This window comes from Pseudomonas sp. HP_01 (genome assembly GCF_055284355.1).
The window spans coordinates 104,808-123,212 of sequence record NZ_JBTOPV010000089.1; the positions used below are offsets into that span (position 1 = coordinate 104,808).

General features: G+C 61.2%; 15 protein-coding genes. 7 read left to right on the forward strand and 8 right to left on the reverse strand.

From position 1 onward, the window contains the following. Positions 1-156 precede the first annotated feature (156 nt). From ACYAR8_RS25270 to gshA, 3 genes are all read left to right on the forward strand, one after another. Positions 157-2,481 (forward strand): Tex family protein, encoded by a 2,325-nt coding sequence (locus ACYAR8_RS25270; RefSeq protein ID WP_463581393.1) that lies wholly within the window; start codon positions 157-159, stop codon positions 2,479-2,481. After that, a complete protein-coding gene (locus ACYAR8_RS25275) occupies positions 2,481-2,864 on the forward strand; it encodes a PaaI family thioesterase (protein ID WP_074889979.1) in 384 nt (127 codons plus the stop codon). Before ACYAR8_RS25270 ends, ACYAR8_RS25275 begins: the two co-directional genes overlap by 1 nt. A 197-nt stretch (positions 2,865-3,061) precedes the next feature. Beyond that, a complete protein-coding gene (gshA, locus tag ACYAR8_RS25280) occupies positions 3,062-4,648 on the forward strand; it encodes a glutamate--cysteine ligase (protein WP_463581394.1) in 1,587 nt (528 codons plus the stop codon). 310 nt (positions 4,649-4,958) lie between these two features. Here gshA and argA read toward each other — a convergent pair whose 3' ends face one another. Beyond that, the gene (gene argA, locus ACYAR8_RS25285) at positions 4,959-6,257 is read right to left on the reverse strand and encodes an amino-acid N-acetyltransferase (RefSeq protein ID WP_074889985.1); all 1,299 of its coding nucleotides are present in this window, start codon (positions 6,255-6,257) and stop codon (positions 4,959-4,961) included. Between the two features lie 149 nt (positions 6,258-6,406). Beyond that, positions 6,407-7,555, reverse strand: a complete 1,149-nt coding sequence (argE, locus tag ACYAR8_RS25290) for an acetylornithine deacetylase (RefSeq protein ID WP_463581395.1) — start codon at positions 7,553-7,555, stop codon at positions 6,407-6,409. A 165-nt stretch (positions 7,556-7,720) separates the two neighbouring features. On the opposite strand from argE, the gene ACYAR8_RS25295 reads away from it, so the two are divergent. After that, on the forward strand, positions 7,721-9,088 hold the full coding sequence (locus tag ACYAR8_RS25295) for a CYTH domain-containing protein (RefSeq protein ID WP_108122650.1): 1,368 nt from the start codon (positions 7,721-7,723) through the stop codon (positions 9,086-9,088). A 291-nt stretch (positions 9,089-9,379) separates the two neighbouring features. Here ACYAR8_RS25295 and ACYAR8_RS25300 read toward each other — a convergent pair whose 3' ends face one another. After that, positions 9,380-9,850, reverse strand: a complete 471-nt coding sequence (locus ACYAR8_RS25300) for an Lrp/AsnC family transcriptional regulator (protein WP_065987447.1) — start codon at positions 9,848-9,850, stop codon at positions 9,380-9,382. 146 nt (positions 9,851-9,996) lie between these two features. Here ACYAR8_RS25300 and ACYAR8_RS25305 point away from each other — a divergent pair, with 146 nt between their 5' ends. After that, the gene (locus ACYAR8_RS25305; RefSeq protein ID WP_463581396.1) at positions 9,997-10,344 is read left to right on the forward strand and encodes a hypothetical protein; all 348 of its coding nucleotides are present in this window, start codon (positions 9,997-9,999) and stop codon (positions 10,342-10,344) included. A gap of 112 nt (positions 10,345-10,456) precedes the next feature. Further along, positions 10,457-12,241, forward strand: coding sequence for a type IV pilus assembly ATPase TfpB (gene tfpB, locus ACYAR8_RS25310; RefSeq protein ID WP_074892596.1), 1,785 nt, complete (start codon positions 10,457-10,459; stop codon positions 12,239-12,241). 284 nt (positions 12,242-12,525) lie between these two features. On the opposite strand, the gene ACYAR8_RS25315 is transcribed toward tfpB, so the two are convergent. Both ACYAR8_RS25315 and ACYAR8_RS25320 read right to left on the reverse strand, forming a co-directional pair. Beyond that, positions 12,526-13,575, reverse strand: a complete 1,050-nt coding sequence (locus ACYAR8_RS25315; protein ID WP_463581397.1) for an L-idonate 5-dehydrogenase — start codon at positions 13,573-13,575, stop codon at positions 12,526-12,528. A 14-nt stretch (positions 13,576-13,589) separates the two neighbouring features. Next, positions 13,590-14,360: a glucose 1-dehydrogenase gene (locus ACYAR8_RS25320; protein WP_463581398.1), complete on the reverse strand. Its 771-nt coding sequence runs from the start codon at positions 14,358-14,360 to the stop codon at positions 13,590-13,592. Between the two features lie 275 nt (positions 14,361-14,635). On the opposite strand from ACYAR8_RS25320, the gene ACYAR8_RS25325 reads away from it, so the two are divergent. After that, positions 14,636-14,953 (forward strand): DUF2388 domain-containing protein, encoded by a 318-nt coding sequence (locus ACYAR8_RS25325; RefSeq protein ID WP_074892593.1) that lies wholly within the window; start codon positions 14,636-14,638, stop codon positions 14,951-14,953. A gap of 93 nt (positions 14,954-15,046) precedes the next feature. Here ACYAR8_RS25325 and gcvH read toward each other — a convergent pair whose 3' ends face one another. The 3 genes from gcvH to ACYAR8_RS25340 form a co-directional block, all read right to left on the reverse strand. After that, positions 15,047-15,430: a glycine cleavage system protein GcvH gene (gcvH, locus tag ACYAR8_RS25330; protein ID WP_074892592.1), complete on the reverse strand. Its 384-nt coding sequence runs from the start codon at positions 15,428-15,430 to the stop codon at positions 15,047-15,049. A gap of 66 nt (positions 15,431-15,496) precedes the next feature. Next, positions 15,497-16,579, reverse strand: coding sequence for a glycine cleavage system aminomethyltransferase GcvT (gene gcvT / locus ACYAR8_RS25335; protein ID WP_074892591.1), 1,083 nt, complete (start codon positions 16,577-16,579; stop codon positions 15,497-15,499). A gap of 154 nt (positions 16,580-16,733) precedes the next feature. Then, positions 16,734-18,350, reverse strand: coding sequence for an ABC transporter permease (locus tag ACYAR8_RS25340; RefSeq protein ID WP_108121159.1), 1,617 nt, complete (start codon positions 18,348-18,350; stop codon positions 16,734-16,736). Positions 18,351-18,405: the final 55 nt, after the last annotated feature.

Consider the following 18,405-nt stretch of genomic DNA (forward strand, 5'->3'; position numbering starts at 1 on the left):
ACAGCATCTGCGCGGGCTGAAAGTAGCGTATCGACCGGGCAATCCCCTATTCAGGGCTCACTGGGTATAATGCGCCGCCTTCAAGGTCAGGCAACGCTCGTTCAAGGCGGTTCGCCAGCCGCTGATTTAATGCACACACATTTGCCAGGTGGTTTTATGGACAGTATCAACAGCCGCATCGCCGAGGAACTCGGCGTCCGCCCGCAACAGGTCGAAGCGGCCGTCGCGCTACTGGATGAAGGCTCAACGGTGCCTTTCATCGCTCGCTACCGCAAGGAAGTCACTGGCAGCCTCGATGACACGCAACTGCGTCATCTGGAAGAGCGCCTGCGCTACCTGCGCGAACTCGACGAGCGCCGCATCAGCATCCTTGCCAGCATCGAAGAGCAAGGCAAGCTGACCCCTGAACTGGCGCGCGACATCAAGCTCGCCGACACCAAGACCCGCCTTGAAGACTTGTACCTGCCGTATAAGCAGAAGCGCCGCACCAAAGGCCAGATCGCACTGGAAGCCGGTCTGGGTGAGCTGGCGGACGGGATCTTCAACGACCCCACGCTTACCCCCGAAGCCGAAGCCGCGCGATTCGTCGATGCCGAAAAAGGCTTCGCCGACGTCAAGGCCGTGCTCGAGGGCGCCAAATACATTTTGATGGAGCGCTTTGCCGAAGACGCGACGCTGCTGGAGAAGCTGCGCAGCTTCCTCAAGCACGAGGCCGTGATCAGTGCCCGTGTAGTGCCGGGCAAAGAGGAAGAAGGCGCCAAGTTCCGCGATTACTTCGAACACGACGAGCCGCTCAAGAGCATGCCGTCCCACCGCGCGCTGGCGATCTTTCGGGGTCGCAACGAGGGCGTTTTGAGCTCGGCACTGAAAGTCGGGGAAGAATTACCCGGCACCCTGCACCCCTGCGAAATGATGATCAGCGAGCGCTTCGGCCTGCAGAACCAGAACCGCCCTGCAGACAAGTGGCTGGCCGAAGTCGTGCGCTGGACCTGGAAGGTCAAGCTGTACTCCAGCCTCGAGACCGACCTGCTCGGCGAGCTGCGCGAAGGTGCTGAAACCGAAGCAATCAACGTATTCGCTCACAACCTGCACGACCTGTTGCTGGCCGCACCGGCGGGGCCACGCGCCACGCTGGGTCTTGACCCGGGCCTGCGCACGGGCTGCAAGGTCGCCGTAGTCGACAGCACTGGCAAACTGCTGGACTACGCCACGGTTTACCCCCATGTGCCGAAAAACCAGTGGGATCAGACCATCGCCGTGCTGGCAGCCCTTTGCGCCAAGCATTCCGTTGACCTGATCGCGATCGGTAACGGCACTGCCAGTCGCGAGACTGACAAGCTGGCCGGCGATCTGATCAAAAAGTATCCAGGCCTGAAGATGACCAAAGTCATGGTCTCTGAAGCCGGCGCCTCGGTGTACTCGGCGTCGGAACTCGCCGCCAAGGAATTCCCGGACCTCGACGTTTCGATCCGTGGCGCCGTGTCCATTGCCCGCCGCTTGCAGGACCCCCTCGCCGAACTGGTAAAAATCGACCCGAAATCCATCGGCGTTGGCCAGTACCAGCACGACGTCTCGCAGCTCAAGCTGGCCCGCGGCCTCGACGCCGTCGTGGAAGACTGCGTGAACGCCGTGGGTGTGGATGTGAACACCGCCTCCGTGGCCCTGCTGGCGCGGATTTCCGGCCTGAACACCACGTTGGCGCAGAACATTGTTTCCCACCGCGACCAGAACGGCGCGTTCAAGACCCGTGCGGCGCTGAAGAAAGTCCCGCGTCTGGGCGAGAAAACCTTCGAACAGGCCGCAGGCTTTCTGCGTGTCATGAACGGTGACAACCCGCTGGATTCGTCAGCCGTTCACCCTGAGGCGTATCCGCTGGTGCAGCGCATTGCCGCCCAGACCGATCGTGATATTCGTTCGCTGATCGGCGACGCAGGCTTCCTGAAGCGTCTGGACCCGAAGAAATTCACCGACGAAACCTTCGGCCTGCCTACCGTCACCGACATCCTTCAAGAACTGGAAAAGCCGGGCCGCGATCCCCGTCCGGGCTTCAAGACCGCTGAATTCCAGGACGGCGTCGAAGACTTGAAGGATCTTCAGCCGGGCATGATCCTCGAAGGCGTGGTCACCAACGTCACCAACTTTGGTGCGTTCGTTGACATCGGCGTGCATCAGGACGGTTTGGTGCATATCTCTGCGCTTTCGGAGAAGTTCATCAAGGACCCTCGCGAAGCGGTCAAAGCCGGCGATGTGGTGAAGGTCAAGGTAATGGAAGTGGACATCCCTCGTAAGCGCGTCGGCCTGTCGATGCGCATGAGCGACACGCCGGGCGAGAAAGTCGACGGCGCTCGCGGTGCCCGTCCTGGCGCCGCGCCGCGACAGCAGCAAGGCAATGCCCCTCGCAAGGAAGCTACCGCCCCGGCGCCAAGCAACAATCCGATGGCGTCGCTGTTCGCCAACGCCAAGCAATTGAAGAAGCGCTGATGGATATCCCTGACGAACTGACTCAGAGCGCTTACTTCAAGACCCTCGGATGCAGAGTGGTGCAACTGAACGAAGGTGTCGCCATCGTGGCCTTGCCGCTGGAGCCGCACCTGCGCAATCGCGGCAATGTGATGCATGGCGGCGCGCTGTTCAGTCTGGTCGACATCACGATGGGGTTGGCCTGCTCCAGCGCCCACGGCTTCGACAAGCAAAGCGTCACGGTGGAATGCAAAATCAATTACATGCGCGCCGTGGCCGAAGGCGAAGTCATCTGCACCAGCACGGTACTGCATGCTGGACGCCGAACGCTGGTTGTCGAAGCCGACGTTCGCCAGAACGACAAGCTGGTTGCCAAAGCGCAGGGCACGTTTGCGATCGTCTAGCTGTCCGATAGCGTTATGAGTTAATTTCGGCACTGTTAAGCAGTGTCGAAATTTTCTGATTTCCTTGCAGGAACGATCAGCGACGGGCATCGGCGTTAGGGCCATCGACGAGGCGAAAACGCCAGTTCCTTTCTTCACCCTTGTAGACCGCCATATCGCCCCCATATAGGGCCGACTGACGCGTGAAGGATTCCAACTTGAGCGAACTTCTCAACCGCCGCCTGACTCTGCTTGGCGAGCACTCTAACCTCTCCCTTCTGGAGAAGTGCTTGCACGGCATCGAGCGTGAATGCCTGCGCGTTACGGGCGAAGGCCGTCTGGCGCAAACCCCGCACCCGGAAGCCCTCGGCGCGGCACTGACCAACGAGCAAATCACCACTGATTACTCCGAGTCGCTGCTGGAGTTCATCACTCCTGCCCTCGCCAACCCTGCGGATACGCTGGAAAGCCTGGATAAGATCCACCGCTTCGCGTACAGCAAACTGGGCAGCGAATACATCTGGAGCCCTTCGATGCCGTGCCCGCTGCCGGCCGAAGCGGATATTCCGATCGCCTATTACGGCACCTCCAACATCGGCAAGCTCAAGTATGTTTACCGTCAAGGCCTTGCCTTGCGTTACGGCAAAACCATGCAGTGCATCGCCGGGATTCATTACAACTTCTCGTTGCCCGAAGCCATCTGGCCCGTGCTCAAGCAAGACGCGAAATTCGAAGGCGATGACCGCGATTTCCAGTCCGAGAGCTACATTGGCCTGATTCGCAACTTCCGTCGTTACAGCTGGCTGCTGATGTACCTGTTCGGCGCATCGCCGGCGCTGGACGCCAGTTTCCTGCGCGGCCGCTCGCATCAGCTTGAGCAGTTCGACGCCGAAACGCTGTATCTGCCTTACGCCACCAGCCTGCGCATGAGCGATCTGGGTTACCAGAGCAATGCCCAGGCGGACCTGACGCCTTGCTACAACGACCTGCTGACGTACACCGACAGCCTGCGTCGTGCGGTGGCAACGCCCTATGCGCCTTACGTCGAAATCGGCACGCACAAGGATGGCGAGTGGATTCAGCTCAACACCAACGTGCTGCAGATCGAGAACGAGTACTACTCGACGATCCGCCCGAAACGCGTCACCTATTCCGGCGAACGTCCGATTCAGGCGCTGGTCGCACGCGGCGTGCAGTACGTGGAAGTACGCTGCCTGGACATCAATCCGTTCCTGCCGGTCGGAATCGACCTTCAGCAGTCGCGTTTCATTGATGCATTCATTCTGTATTGCGCGCTGCACGACAGCCCGCAGCTGGCGAACAATGAGTGTGGCAACGCCAGCACGAACTTCCTGACCGTGGTCAAGGAAGGTCGCCGTCCCGGCCTGCAACTGAACCGCAACGACACGACTATCGACCTGAAAGTCTGGGCCAACGAGATGCTGGACACGATCAAGCCGATCTGTGAACTGCTCGATGCCAGTCAGGGCACGGATCAGCACGTCAAATCGCTGGACGTTCAGCGGGCGAAAGTGGCGGACGCCTCTCTGACGCCTTCGGCACAAGTGCTGGCCGCGATGACTGAGAACAAGGAAGGTTTCACCGCCTTCTCGCTGCGCCAGTCACAGGTTCACGCTGAGCATTTCCGCAGCAATCCGCTGAGTGCCGAAGACCAGACCCAGTTCGAAAGCAAGGCGCGCGAGTCCCTGGCTCAGCAAGCGGAGCTGGAACAGACCGAAGAAAAAGTGGATTTCGACACGTTTGTGGGCGCCTATCAGGCGAGCATTCTGGCGATCAGCAACTGATCAGAGTGGGTCGTGTCATCACTGACACGACCCGATCAACCCTGTGGGAGTGAGTACCACGCCCTTCCTACACTGGATTTCGGTCGTTCAGCACCTGAGCAGCTGACCCACCGTCTTCGCGAGCAAGCTCACTCCTACAGGTTTTGCATCCAACGCTGATCACAGGTGCACTACGACCCGCTGTGGGAGCGCTTGCCCGCGAAGGCGGAGTGTCAATCAACCGATCCGTCGCAGCCGAAATGCGTTCGCGGGCAAGCGCGCTCCTACAGGGGGTCGAGTCGATGCCGGTGTTGAAATCCGGCATGACGCCTTAGATCGCCTTTTCGAAAATCTTCGAGTTACGCTGATAGTTGTACAGCGACGCACGTGCGCTCGGCAGGCGATCGACGCTGCTGGCCTCAAAACCGCGCTCCTGAAACCAGTGCGCCGTACGCGTGGTGAGGACGAACAGGGTTTTCAGACCCAAGGCCCGTGCGCGTTCTTCGATGCGCTCAAGCAGTTCGTCACCTCGCCCGCCGTGGCGGTACTCGGGATTCACCGCCAGACACGCCAACTCACCCGTTTCGGAGTCGGCAATCGGATACAGCGCGGCGCAAGCGATGATCAGGCCTTCGCGCTCGACCACGCTGAACTGCTCGATTTCCCGCTCCAGCACTTCCCGCGACCGACGTACCAGGATGCCCTGCTCTTCCAGCGGCGTGATGAGGTCGATGAGCCCACCGACATCGCCGATCGACGCTTCGCGCACCAGCTCGAATTGCTCCTGGGCCACCAGTGTGCCGCCGCCCGCGCGGGTGAACAGCTCGGAGAGCAGCGCGCCGTCTTCGGCATAGCTGACGATATGACTGCGCGCCACACCCCCGCGACAGGCCTGGGCCGCGGCATCCAGCAGTTCCGCCTGGTAGTTGCTGCCCAGGCGCTGAAGGTGCGCAGGGACCTGTTGTGGACGCAGCTCACGGACCAATCGGCCCTGCTCGTCCAGCAAGCCTGACTCGGCGCCAAACAACAGCAGCTTTTCCGCGCCCAGATCAATCGCCGCGCGCGTAGCAACGTCTTCGCAGGCCAGGTTGAAGATTTCGCCGGTGGGCGAATACCCCAGCGGTGACAGCAGCACAATGGAGCGTTCGTCGAGCAGCCGACTGATGCCCTTGCGGTCGATGCGGCGCACTTCACCGGTGTGCTGGAAATCGACGCCTTCAAGGACGCCGATCGGCCGCGCCGTGACGAAGTTGCCACCCGTGACGCGTAGCCGCGAGCCCTGCATCGGCGAGGCGGCCATGTCCATCGACAAACGCGCCTCGATGGCAATTCGCAGGGCGCCGACGGCGTCGATCACGCATTCAAGCGTGGCGAAATCAGTCACGCGCATGTCGTGATGGAAATGCGGCGTCAGGCCACGGGCCTGCAAGCGGCTTTCGATTTGGGGGCGGGAGCCGTAAACCAGCACCAGGCGCACGCCGAGGCTGTGCAGCAGCACGAGGTCGTGGACGATGTTGCCGAAGTTCGGGTGCGCGACGCCGTCGCCTGGAAGCATGACGACGAAGGTGCAATCCCGGTGGGCATTGATGTAGGGAGACGCGTGGCGGAGCCAATTGACGTAATCGGGCATATCCGAAAGGAGCCTGTAGTGGATGGACGAAGGGTGGAAACACTCAAGACGGCATGAGCTTTATCGTCGGAACAGGCATCGCAACACGCGTACTCTCCTTTTCGGTTAATTCTGAAACAGGCCCTGACTCAAGCAGCACGTGGGCGCGCTCAAGGGGTAGCCAGGCAGTAATGTTCGATCAATTGACGTAACAGACGCACTGTAGGCTGCAAACGTGACATTTCAAGATACTCACCGGGCTGGTGCGCACAGGCGATATCACCAGGCCCCATCACGATGGTTTCGCAACCAAGGCGCTGAAGATAAGGCGCTTCGGTGCCAAATGCCACTGCTTCGGCCGTATGACCGGTCAGACGCTCTGCGATTCGCACCAGTTCCGCATCGGCGCTTTCTTCAAACGGGGACACTTCCGAAAACAGCGGTGCGTAATCGATCTGCACCTGATGGAGTTCGGCGAGGGGTTGCAGCTTCTGCCGAATCGCCGCGCGCAGCACTTCAGGGTCCATGCCCGGCAGCGGGCGCAGGTCGAACTCCAGCGAGCATTGCCCGCAGATCCGGTTCGGGTTGTCGCCGCCATGGATGCAGCCGAAGTTCAGGGTCGGTTGCGGCACACTGAACTGCGGATTGCGGTATTGCTCCTGCCACTCTCGGCGCAGGCCTTTGAGTTCACCAATGGCGTCGTACATGGCTTCAAGGGCGCTACGCCCCAGGCTCGGGTCCGAGGAGTGACCGCTGCGGCCGAGAATCTCTATGCGCTCCATCATCACGCCTTTGTGCAGGCGGACCGGCTTGAGGCGAGTCGGCTCGCCAATAACCGCCGCGCGGCCGAGCACACCGCCCGCCGTAGCCAATGCCTTGGCACCAGCCATGGAGCTTTCTTCATCGCAGGTCGCGAGGATGATCAGCGGCTGCTTGAACGGTTGATCGAGCAGGGGCCGCAGCGCTTCGATGGCCAAGGCGAAGAAGCCTTTCATGTCGCAGCTGCCGAGTCCTACCCAATTGCCATCGACTTCGGTCAGCTTCAGCGGATCGGTCTTCCACAGCGCGTCATCGTACGGAACCGTGTCGCTGTGCCCCGCCAGCACCAGCCCGCCGGGGCCGGTGCCATAGGTTGCCAGCAGATTGAACTTGCCCGGGCTCACCTGCTTGATGTCGCAGGCGAAACCCAGATCGCCCAGCCAGCCTGCCAGCAGATCAATGACGGCGCGATTGGACTGGTCGAGCGCCGGCTGCGTACAGCTCACAGATGGCGCGGCGATAAGGGCGGCGAACTGGTCTTTCATGGACGGCAACGGCATAGGCGACTCCGGTGATGGGGTGCGACACGCGAGCCATCATAGGTTGATTGGCCCGCATCAATAAACTGTCACGGTTGATGTCCTGTACACTGCACGGCCCACGCAGCTGTGTCGATTCCGGCTGCGACCCCGTTATCAGCGATAGAGCGTTTGGATTCTCCGGCCATGCAGAAAGAAACCGAAATCAAACTCCGCGTCAGCCGCGAAACCCTCATAGCCCTGCGCGAGCACCCGTTGCTGAAGAAGCGCAACAAGAGCGGCTGGGAGAGGTTGGAGCTGTTCAATCAGTACTTCGACACCCCCGAGCGCGAGCTGGCCCACGCCAAGGTCGCGCTGCGCCTGCGCCGCGACGGCGACGCAATCATTCAGACCCTCAAGACCCGCGGCCAGAGCGTGGCGGGCCTGTCCGAGCGTAACGAATACAACTGGGACGTGCCCAAGGCCAAGCTGGACCTGAAGAAGCTCGACGGCGAATGCTGGCCGGAGCAACTGGCGGATCTGGACAAGAAAACCATCAAGCCGGTGTTCACCACTGATTTCGTCCGCGAGAAAGCGGAAATCGCCTGGGGTCGTGGCAAGACCAAGGTGGTGATCGAAGCGGCGCTGGACCTGGGCAAGGTTGTTGCGGGCAAGCAGCAGGAAGAAATTTGTGAGCTGGAGCTTGAGCTGCGCGAAGGCGACCCTGCCGCGCTGCTGGAGCTGGCCGCAGAGCTGGCCGAGAAGCTGCCGCTGATGCCCTGCGATATCAGCAAGGCTGAACGTGGCTATCGTCTGTTCAACGCCAGCAGCTATTCGATCAAACTGCCGACGCCTGAGCTGCATGGCGAGCTCTCGGTAGACGACGCGTTTAGCGCCATCGCCTGGTTTCTGCTTGGCAGCAGCCAGCGTCTGGCCGAGCAATACCGTTTCAACGGTCACTGGAGTCTGTTGCAGGAATGGGTCGAAGTGCTCGCTGAGCTGCGCGCCCTGGCTGGCAGCCTCGGTCAGGCCGCTCCGCGCGCCACGACCCATGACCTGCGCGCTGCGCTGGACGCTTTACTGGAAGACTGGCGCACGCTGGTACTCGCGGGCCAGGAAGATGGCGACGTACGCGCCGCTGCCCATGAGCAGTTCATCGAAGAGCTGCAGGACACCCGCTGGGGCCTGTTCTCGCTGACCACCTCGCGCTGGTTGATGGCGCGCAGCTGGACGGTCGAGCGCAACAACCGTGGCAATCGTCAGGGCCACGCGATGCTCAGCAGCTGGGTGCCGCGCTTCCTGGGCGATGAAGCCACCGCGCTGAACCTGCCGCGCTACCAGCAGCAGCCGGAAGACCTTGCCGAGCAACTGCCGCGCATCGAACGCATTCAGGTCTGGTTGCATTATGCCCGCCAGGCCCTCGACCTGCCTGAGCTGGATCGCTTGTACGGCGAGTTGAACAAGCTTGAGCAACTGGCGCACCTGGACATCACCGATGAGCTCCTCGATGCCCGTATGCAGCAAACCATCACCGTGCTGCAAAGCCGGGCGTGGAAGACATTATTGAAGTTGTAAGGCGCTGTCAGTAGAACCGGCTGACGCTGTTTTGGTAGGACCGGCTTTAGCCGGGAAGAGGCCAGCCTGAGCACCCTCAATTTCGCAGTGTGCCTACCGACGCCTTCCCGGCTAAAGCCGGTCCTACGAAAGGCACGCGGTGTGTCAGTGGGACCGGCTTTAGCCGGGAATGGGCCAGTGACAGCACCCTCAATTTTGCAGTGTGCCTACCGACGCTTTCCCGGCTGAAGCCGGTCCCACTAAATGCACACGGTGTGTCAGTGGGACCGGCTTCAGCCCGGAATTGGCTCCCTATCTGCCAATCGGCAAGCTCGTCGTCGATTTGATCTCCGACAGCGCGACCGTTGAATTCACTTCCTGAATCCCCGGCACCAGCGAGAGCTTTTCGAAGAAGAATCGCTCGTACGCTTCGATGTCCGGCGTGACGATGCGGAGCAAAAAATCCACCGACCCCATCAGCACGTAACACTCCAGCACTTCGGGAAAGCCGCGGATCGCTTCGGTGAACTCAGTGAAGTTGGACCGACCGTGGGCGTTAAGTTTTACCTCAGCAAAAATCTGCGTATTCAAGCCAATCTTCTTGCGATCCAGCAGTGTCACCTGTCGCCGGATCACGCCCTCCTCCTTGAGCCTCTGGATCCGCCGCCAACAAGGTGATTGCGACAGGCCGACCTGCTCGGCGATCTGCGCGCTGGACAGCGACGCATCCTCCTGCAGGAGCGCCAGAATCTTCCGATCGTAGGCATCCAGCTCTATCTGCATAATCAATTCCTGAAAGGTGGCCGCTGCACATAAACAAGTCTCATACAGCCTAATACAGCGCATCTTCGATCAGAAATTTCTTTTTCAGCGTGTAAAAATTTCTCCCATCAAACGTCATTCCAACGACGAGCCCCAGGAGAGACTCCATGCCGCATTTCGAACCCGCCAGCCCTGCACCTCTTCGCCATGATGCCTGGTCCGTCGGCAACGCTCATTGCCTGTCGCGCTATCAAATCCTTGCCGAGGCAGAAGCTGACATACTCTGCCGACTGCTCAACCTGTTCGCGATGCAGTACCTGATCCCCCAACAGGTCGGCGTGCTGCAGCAGGACGGCATGCTAATGGTGAATGTAGAGGTGGGCGGCTTGACGTGGCACCGCGCTCAGGTCATTGGCGAAAAAATGCGCAACCTTGTCAGCGTTTGCTCGGTCGAACTTGAACCCATGGGCGATTTCCACGTCGTAACCGAGGCCGTCTCACTCGCCGCCAGTTGAGTGCTCCGAAAATATTGGCAACGCTTCGCTACCGACAGGGCGCAACAACTGGCACGCTTGGGACTACTCTTGCTCATCACCGAAGTAAGCCGTCTCGTCCGAAGGAGCCCGCATGTCCGTCCTCGCCTCATCATCTCAGGACCGCTGGCTGGATCTGAACGAAGTATTACGTGACCTCGTCGCGCAGGGATACCTCGATCAGGACAACGCCGAATATGCGCTCACGCTGCGCCGAGCCGCGCAGAATCTCCACGCCCACCCGCTCGAACTCATCGCCACCCAGCAGTTCGATAACCACAAGCGGCCCGGCAAGAAACTCGACCTCGAAACCCTGACCGCCTGGCTGGCTGAGCAATCCGGCCAGCCGTACCTGCGCATCGACCCGCTGAAGATTAACGTCGCCGCCGTAACGCCCTTGATGTCCTACGCCTTCGCCCAGCGCCACAAGATTCTTGCGGTGGACGTCGATCGCGACGCAGTAACCATCGCCAGCGCGCAACCGTACGTGAATGCGTGGGAAGCCGACCTGACCCACGTGCTGAAGATGCCGATCAAGCGCGTCGTCGCCAATCCCGTCGACGTGCAGAAACTGGCCGTCGAGTTTTACCGGCTGGCGAAATCAGTCAGCGGCGCGAGTGCCAGCGACCAGAAAGTCAGCAACATGGGCAACTTTGAACAGTTGCTCAAGCTCGGTGCCAGCGATCAGGAGCCGGACGCCAACGACGCGCATATCGTCAATATCGTCGACTGGCTGTTCCAGTACGCCTACCAGCAGCGGGCGAGCGATATTCACATCGAGCCCCGCCGTGAGGCCGGTACCGTCCGCTTCCGCATCGATGGCGTGCTGCACAACGTTTATCAATTCCCGCCGCAGGTCGCGATGGCCGTCACCAGCCGCTTGAAAAGCCTTGGCCGCATGAACGTGGCCGAGAAGCGCAAGCCCCAGGACGGCCGGGTGAAGACCAAGACGCCGGACGGTGGCGAAGTGGAGCTGCGGTTATCGACGCTGCCCACGGCCTTCGGCGAGAAGATGGTGATGCGTATCTTCGACCCGGAAGTGCTGCTCAAGGACTTCGACCAGCTTGGGTTCTCTGGCGATGACCTGCGCCGCTGGGAGGGTATGACCCGACAGCCCAACGGCATCATTCTGGTGACCGGCCCGACCGGGTCCGGCAAGACCACCACGCTGTACACGACGCTGAAGATGCTGGCGACTTCGGAGGTGAACCTCTGCACCATCGAGGACCCGATCGAGATGGTTGAGCCGGCGTTCAACCAGATGCAGGTGCAGCACAACATCGACCTGACCTTTGCCAGCGGCGTACGCGCGCTGATGCGGCAAGACCCGGACATCATCATGATCGGCGAGATTCGCGACCTGGAAACCGCAGAAATGGCGATTCAGGCGGCGTTGACCGGTCACCTGGTGCTGTCGACGCTGCACACCAACGACGCGCCCAGCGCCATCAGCCGTCTGCTGGAGTTGGGCGTCCCGCATTACCTGCTCAAGGCGACGATCCTCGGCGTGATGGCCCAGCGTCTGGTGCGTACGCTGTGCCCGCACTGCAAGGCGCCGATCGAAATGGATGAGGTTGACTGGCAGACCCTGACGCGGCCATGGCAGGCACCCGTGCCAAGCGGCGCGCACCGGGCGGTGGGTTGCGCGGAGTGCCGCGACACGGGTTATCGCGGGCGTGCGGGGGTGTACGAGATCATGCTGATGTCGGACGCCGTGAAGTCGCTGATTACTGCGGACCTGGACCTGACGGCGTTGCGTCGCCAAGGCTTCAAGGACGGCATGCGCAGCCTGCGCTTGTCCGGCGCGCAAAAGGTCGCGGCGGGCCTGACGACGGTTGAAGAAGTGCTGCGCGTGACACCCCAGAGCGAGCAGCGCTAGCCCCGCCGACTGTAGAGCGCGCTTGCCCGCGAAAGCATCAGATGACTCATCACCGAGTTAACGGGCACACCGCAATCGCTGCAGGAGCCGGCTTGCTGGCGAATGAGGCGTGTCAGTCGATGCATTCGTAGCTGACGTAACGCCTTCGCCAGCAAGCCGGCTCCGGGTTTCGGGGGGGTCAACTTACCTGTGTGTTGGAGGATCTGACGCCTTCGCGGGCAAGCGCGCTCCTACAGGTTTACGCGCCGGCAATCCACGGTCAGACCTTCATAAACGCCCTACTTTCACTGGTCTGGCACCCCGAAATCCAGCACCACTTTCATCGCCTGCTGCTTGTCCCCCGCCAGTTCGAACGCCTGGACCGCTTCCTGAAATGGAATGGTGTGGGAGATCGCCGGCGTCACGTCGATCACCTTGCGATTGAGCAAGTCCACCGCCTGGGCGAATTCGGGGTGGAAGCGAAAGGTCCCGCGCAGGTCGATTTCCTTGCCCACTACCAGATTCAGCGGAATCGCCACATCGCCGCCGAGCCCGACCGTCACCACAATCCCGCGCGGGCGCATGCACGTCAGGCCATCGCGCAAGGCGTGGGCGCTGCCGGAAGCCTCGAACATCACGTCGAAATAACCCTTGTCGGCGGTATAGCGCGCCAGTGCTTCGGGCTCGTCGCGCAGATTGTGGGTTTCGCTGGCGCCCATGCGGCGCGCGCACGCCAAGGCGCTGTCGCTCAGGTCTGCGGCAACAATCTGCAACGCACCCGCCGCACGCAGGCTGCCGATCAACAGGTTGCCAATCGGGCCGCAGCCGGTCACCAGCACTCGCTTGCCGAACACGCCGCCGGCACGCTGGATTGCATGAAGGCCAACCGACAAGGGCTCGGCCAGTGCGCCTTCAGCCAGGCTAGTGGTCGGGGCCAACAGATGCGCCTGGCCAGACTCGATCACCAGATGCTCGCGGAACGCACCCTGAATGTGCGGAAACGGCATCGCGCTGCCGTAAAAACGCATGTTCAGGCAATGGTTGGGCATGCCTTCGTGACAGTATTTGCAGTCTCCGCACGGCCGTGACGGCGATACGGAAATCCTTTGCCCGACGCTGAAAACGCTCTGCGCGTCGCCGACTTCCTCGATGACCGCCGAGATTTCATGGCCGAGAACCATTGGCTCTTTCAGCCGAACGGCACCGAAGCCGCCGTGCTGGTAGTAGTGCAGATCCGAGCCGCAGATACCGCCGCGAGCAACGCGTACGCGCAACTGGCCGGCGGACAGCGGCAACGCTTCGTTGCCGGGCTCGACACGCAGGTCTTTCGCGGCATGGCAGACAATCGCTTGCATGATCGTTCTCCGGATTAGAGCGATGCCGTGATAGCACCGTCGACGTAGAGGATGTGGCCGTTGACGAAGCTGGCCGCGTCCGAGGCCAGAAACACCGCCGCGCCCGCCAGCTCAGACACTTCGCCCCAGCGACGGCTCGGCGTGCGCTGCACAAGCCAGTCGCTGAATTCGGCGTTGGCCACCAGCGCAGCGTTCAGCTCGGTTTTGAAGTAGCCCGGGCCGATGCCGTTGACGTTGAGGCCGAACGGGCCCCAGTCGATCGCCATGCCCTTGGTCAACATCTTCAGCGCGCCCTTGCTTGCCGTATACGGCGCGATACCCGGGCGGCCCAGCTCGCTCTGCACCGAACAGATGTTGATGATGCGCCCACGTCCACGCGGGATCATGCAACGCGCGACCGCCTGGCCGACGAAGAACGCGCTGTCCAGGTTAGTGCGCATCAGCTCGTGCCAGTCCGCCTCGGCGAACTCCGCCAGCGGACCACGGCGTTGTATGCCCGCGTTGTTGACCAGGATTTCCAGCGGTCCGACGCGCTCTTCGATGTCCTGAACCGCAGCGGCGACCGCCGTGCTGTCCGTCACGTCGAAACGCTGTGTGTGAACCGCATGCCCCTCGGCCGCAAGGGCCTGGGCAGCCGATTGCAGCGTATCGGCATTACGGCCGTTGAGCACGACCGTCGCGCCCGCTTCGGCCAAGCCCCGGGCGATTGCCAGGCCAATGCCTGCGCTGGATCCGGTGATCAGCGCCACCCTGCCGTCGAGACGAAAACTTTCCAGAACAGCCATGACGCCCTCCTATTGTTTTTTGCGGCTTGAGCCTTGGTTGGCTGCGTCAGCTGTTCTTCCCGCCAATACAAAAGGTTCGCCGCGCAGATTGCAGTCACCTTACTCTGCCCGATCGACTTCCCACCGTCATCAATGGTGACGCCATGAACGTTGATGAACTCCCGAACCGGGAGATTTTGTAAGGCGGAACGCCATGACGCACTGCGAGTGGGGAACTAGAGCGGGGGATGGCGTATCAAATCGTTTCAGAACAAACAAACATCGGAGTACCTCTCATGCGTCTCAAACTTGCTGTAGCCACGTTAGCCTTGCTTTCCCTGCCGGTCGGTTCAGCAATGGCCGACGGTTTTCTGCGGGATGTGCTTTCGTCTGGCGCCACAACCGGTTCCACCTATCTCACCTTTCGTCACCACAAGCTGATCGTTGCTGCACAAGACGACGCTGGCAGCTTCGTCGCCAGCAACGGCGAAATCCGTGGCCCATACCTGGAAGCAGCCATGGATCAGGTGCGCAAAGACAATCCGGCCATCAAGGCATCGGACATGGACCTGGCAAACGCCATCCTGGCGAAGAATCTGGTTGCCGAGCAATAAGTCAGAACCGTCGAAATGGGTGGGCGGCATAACGCCAATCTCGCTCCCAATAAAAAGCCGCTCACTTGAGCGGCTTTTTTGTGGCCGACGGGCTTATTCGCCGATCAGCGCTTTGTAGCCGGCTGCGTCGAGCAGCTTGCCCAGGTCTGCGGCATTGGCCGGCTTGACCTTGAAGATCCATGAGTCGTATGGCGCCTCGTTCAATGCCTCTGGCCCATCGGCCAGCGCCTCGTTGACTTCGACGACTTCGCCCGCCACTGGCGAGTAGATGTCAGACGCAGCTTTCACCGACTCAACGACACCTGCCTGATCACCTGCGGCCGCGAACACTTTACCCACCTCAGGCAGCTCGACGAACACCACGTCACCCAGCGCTTCCTGCGCATGATCGGAAATACCGACAACGATCAGATCACCCTCTTGCCTGGCCCATTCGTGGCTCTCGGCAAAACGCAGTTCGGCGGGAATAGTGCTCATGTTCTTATCCTCTCTACTTCATCAGGTCAGCGGAAAAACCCGCCAGGGATGGCTTTCAAATCAGGGTTATATCAGGGCCTTGCCGTGACGCACGAATGCGGGTCGAACCACTCGGACCGGGTACCACTTGCCCCGGATTTCCACCTCGGCACGGTCCGCGGTGGCCATCGGCACTCGCGCCAGCGCGATCGACTTGCTTAGCGTAGGAGAGAAACTACCACTGGTGATCTCTCCTTCGCCAACTTCCGCTATTCGAACGACCTGATGGGCGCGCAAAACGCCACGCTCTTCAAGGACCAGCCCTACAAGCTTCGAGGTAATCCCTCGCACGCGCTCTGCTTCGAGTGCAGCGCGGCCGATGAACGTGCGGTCTTCAGGCATCCACGCGACCGTCCAGGCCATATTGGAGGTCAGCGGAGAAACCTGCTCGTCGATTTCCTGACCGTACAGATTCATGCCCGCTTCCAGGCGCAGCGTATCGCGGGCGCCCAATCCAATTGGTGAAATGCCGGCGCCTACCATGTCATTAAAAAAGGCACAGGCCTCGGTGGCTGGCAAGATGATTTCCAGGCCGTCTTCACCGGTATAGCCCGTGCGGGCAATGAACCACTCGCCCTCTTGCTGACCTTCGAAGGGTCTGAGGGTGTGGATAAGCGCGGTGCGTTCCTGATTGACCAGCTCGCCGATCTTCTGCCGGGCGTTAGGGCCCTGAATGGCGAGCATGGCCAGCTCCGAGCGGTGCTTGATGCGCACGTCGTAGCCGGCCAGGTTGGCGTTCATCCAGGCAAGGTCCTTGTCGCCGGTCGCTGCGTTGACCACCAGTCGATAACCTTCGTCGGTCTGGTAAACGATCATGTCGTCGACGATGCCGCCATGGGTGTCGAGCATCGCGCTGTAAAGCGCCTGCCCGGTCTGTTGCAACCTACCGACGTCGTTGGCCAGCAGATGCTGCAGCCAGGGCTTGGCCTGACTGCCGGATACGTCGAGCACATGCATGTGCGACACGTCGAAAATTCCGCAGTCCCGGCGCACCTGATGGTGCTCCTCGACCTGGGAGCCGTAGTGCAAGGGCATGTCCCAACCACCAAAATCGACCAGCTTCGCGCCAAGCGCGAGGTGCAGGTCAAAGAGGGGCGTACGCTGTCCCATGGGTTTCTCCTTCCGGGCGTGGCGAAGACACAGTCACTGGCAATCCCGCAAATCCCCCGTGAATTGGGGTCTGAAACCTTTGCTAATTTGTGGAATTGTCTGACAGACCGAGTCGATTGCGGCGCATTGTAGCCGCAAGGTTAGGACCCCGCACCTAACCAATCGGCTTGGCCGAACGTCTGATCAAACCGATGACCGGAAGCAGCCCCACCAGCACCAACGTCAGCGCAGGCAAAGCCGCACGCGCCCACTCACCTTCGCTGGTCATTTCGAAGATGCGCACGGCCAGCGTGTCCCAGCCAAACGGGCGCATGAGCAGCGTGGCGGGCATTTCCTTGAGCACATCGACGAAGACCAGCAACGCAGCGCTCAATGTACCGGGTATGAGCAGCGGCAGATAAATCCTGAAAAACAATCGTGGTCCACTGACCCCCAGACTGCGGGCGGCTTCAGGCAATGAAGGGCGAATGCGCGACAGGCTGTTCTCGAGCGGCCCGTAAGCGACCGCGATGAAGCGCACCAGGTACGCAAGCACGAGCGCCCCCAGGCTGCCCAGCAGCAAAGGCCTGCCAGCGCCGCCCAGCCAGCTGGATAACGGCACGACCAGCTCCCGGTCCAGATAACTGAACGCCAACATGATCGACACCGCCAGCACGGAGCCGGGCAGCGCATAGCCAATATTGGCCAAGCTGACGCCTGAGCGAATGGCGCGTGTGGGGGCGAGACGCCGGGCAAACACGAGGATCATCGCGACGCACACCGTGACCAGCGCAGCGATGCCGCCCAGATAAAGCGTGTGCAGAATCAACCCGGCGTAGCGCTCGTCGAGGTCGAAGCGCCCGCGTTGCCAGACCCAGACAATCAACTGCAACAGCGGCACCACAAACGCGCAGGCGAACACCAGTCCACACCACGTGCTGGCGGCGGCAGCTTTTAATCCGTGCAGGTGATACAGCGCCTTGACCCTCGGGCGCTCGTTGCTTGGCCGGCTCGCCCCCCGCGCGCGATGCTCGCCGTACAGCAGGACCATGACGGCCAGCAGGAGCAGGCTCGCCAGTTGCGCGGCGCTCGACAAGCTGAAGAAGCCGTACCAGGTTTTGTAAATTGCGGTGGTGAAGGTGTCGAAGTTGAACACCGACACCGCGCCGAAATCCGCCAGGGTTTCCATCAACGCCAAGGCGACACCGGCACCGATCGCCGGCCTCGCCATGGGCAGTGCCACGCGCCAGAACGCTTGCCACGGCGACTGCCCCAAAATGCGGGCGGCCTCCATCAGCCCTTTGCCCTGGGCCAGAAATGCCGTACGCGCCAACAGGTACACGTAGGGATAAAACACCAGCACCAAGACGATGATGACGCCGCCGGTCGAACGCACCCGAGGCAGACGCAGGCCGGAACCGAACCACTCGCGCAACAGCGTCTGCACCGGCCCGGCAAAATCCAGCAAACCCACAAACACGAACGCGAGCACATACGCCGGGATGGCGAACGGCAGCATCAGCGCCCAGTCCAGCCAACGCCGCCCCGGAAACTCACACAGCGCCGTCAGCCACGCCAGACTCACGCCCAGCAGCGTAACGCCCAGCCCTACGCCAATCACCAGGGTGAGGGTGTTGCCCAGCAACCGTGGCATCTGGGTTTCCCAAAGGTGCGACCAGATCTGCTGATCAATGGTCTGCCAGGAGAAAAGCAGCACGCTTAACGGCAGCAACACCAGCGCGGCAATGCTGAACACCAGGGGGTACCAGCGATGCTGGGGGGAGTGGGCCAAGGAGAATACTCATAGAGTGAGAGATCGGCTGTAGGCGCGTGCCCCGCGATGACAT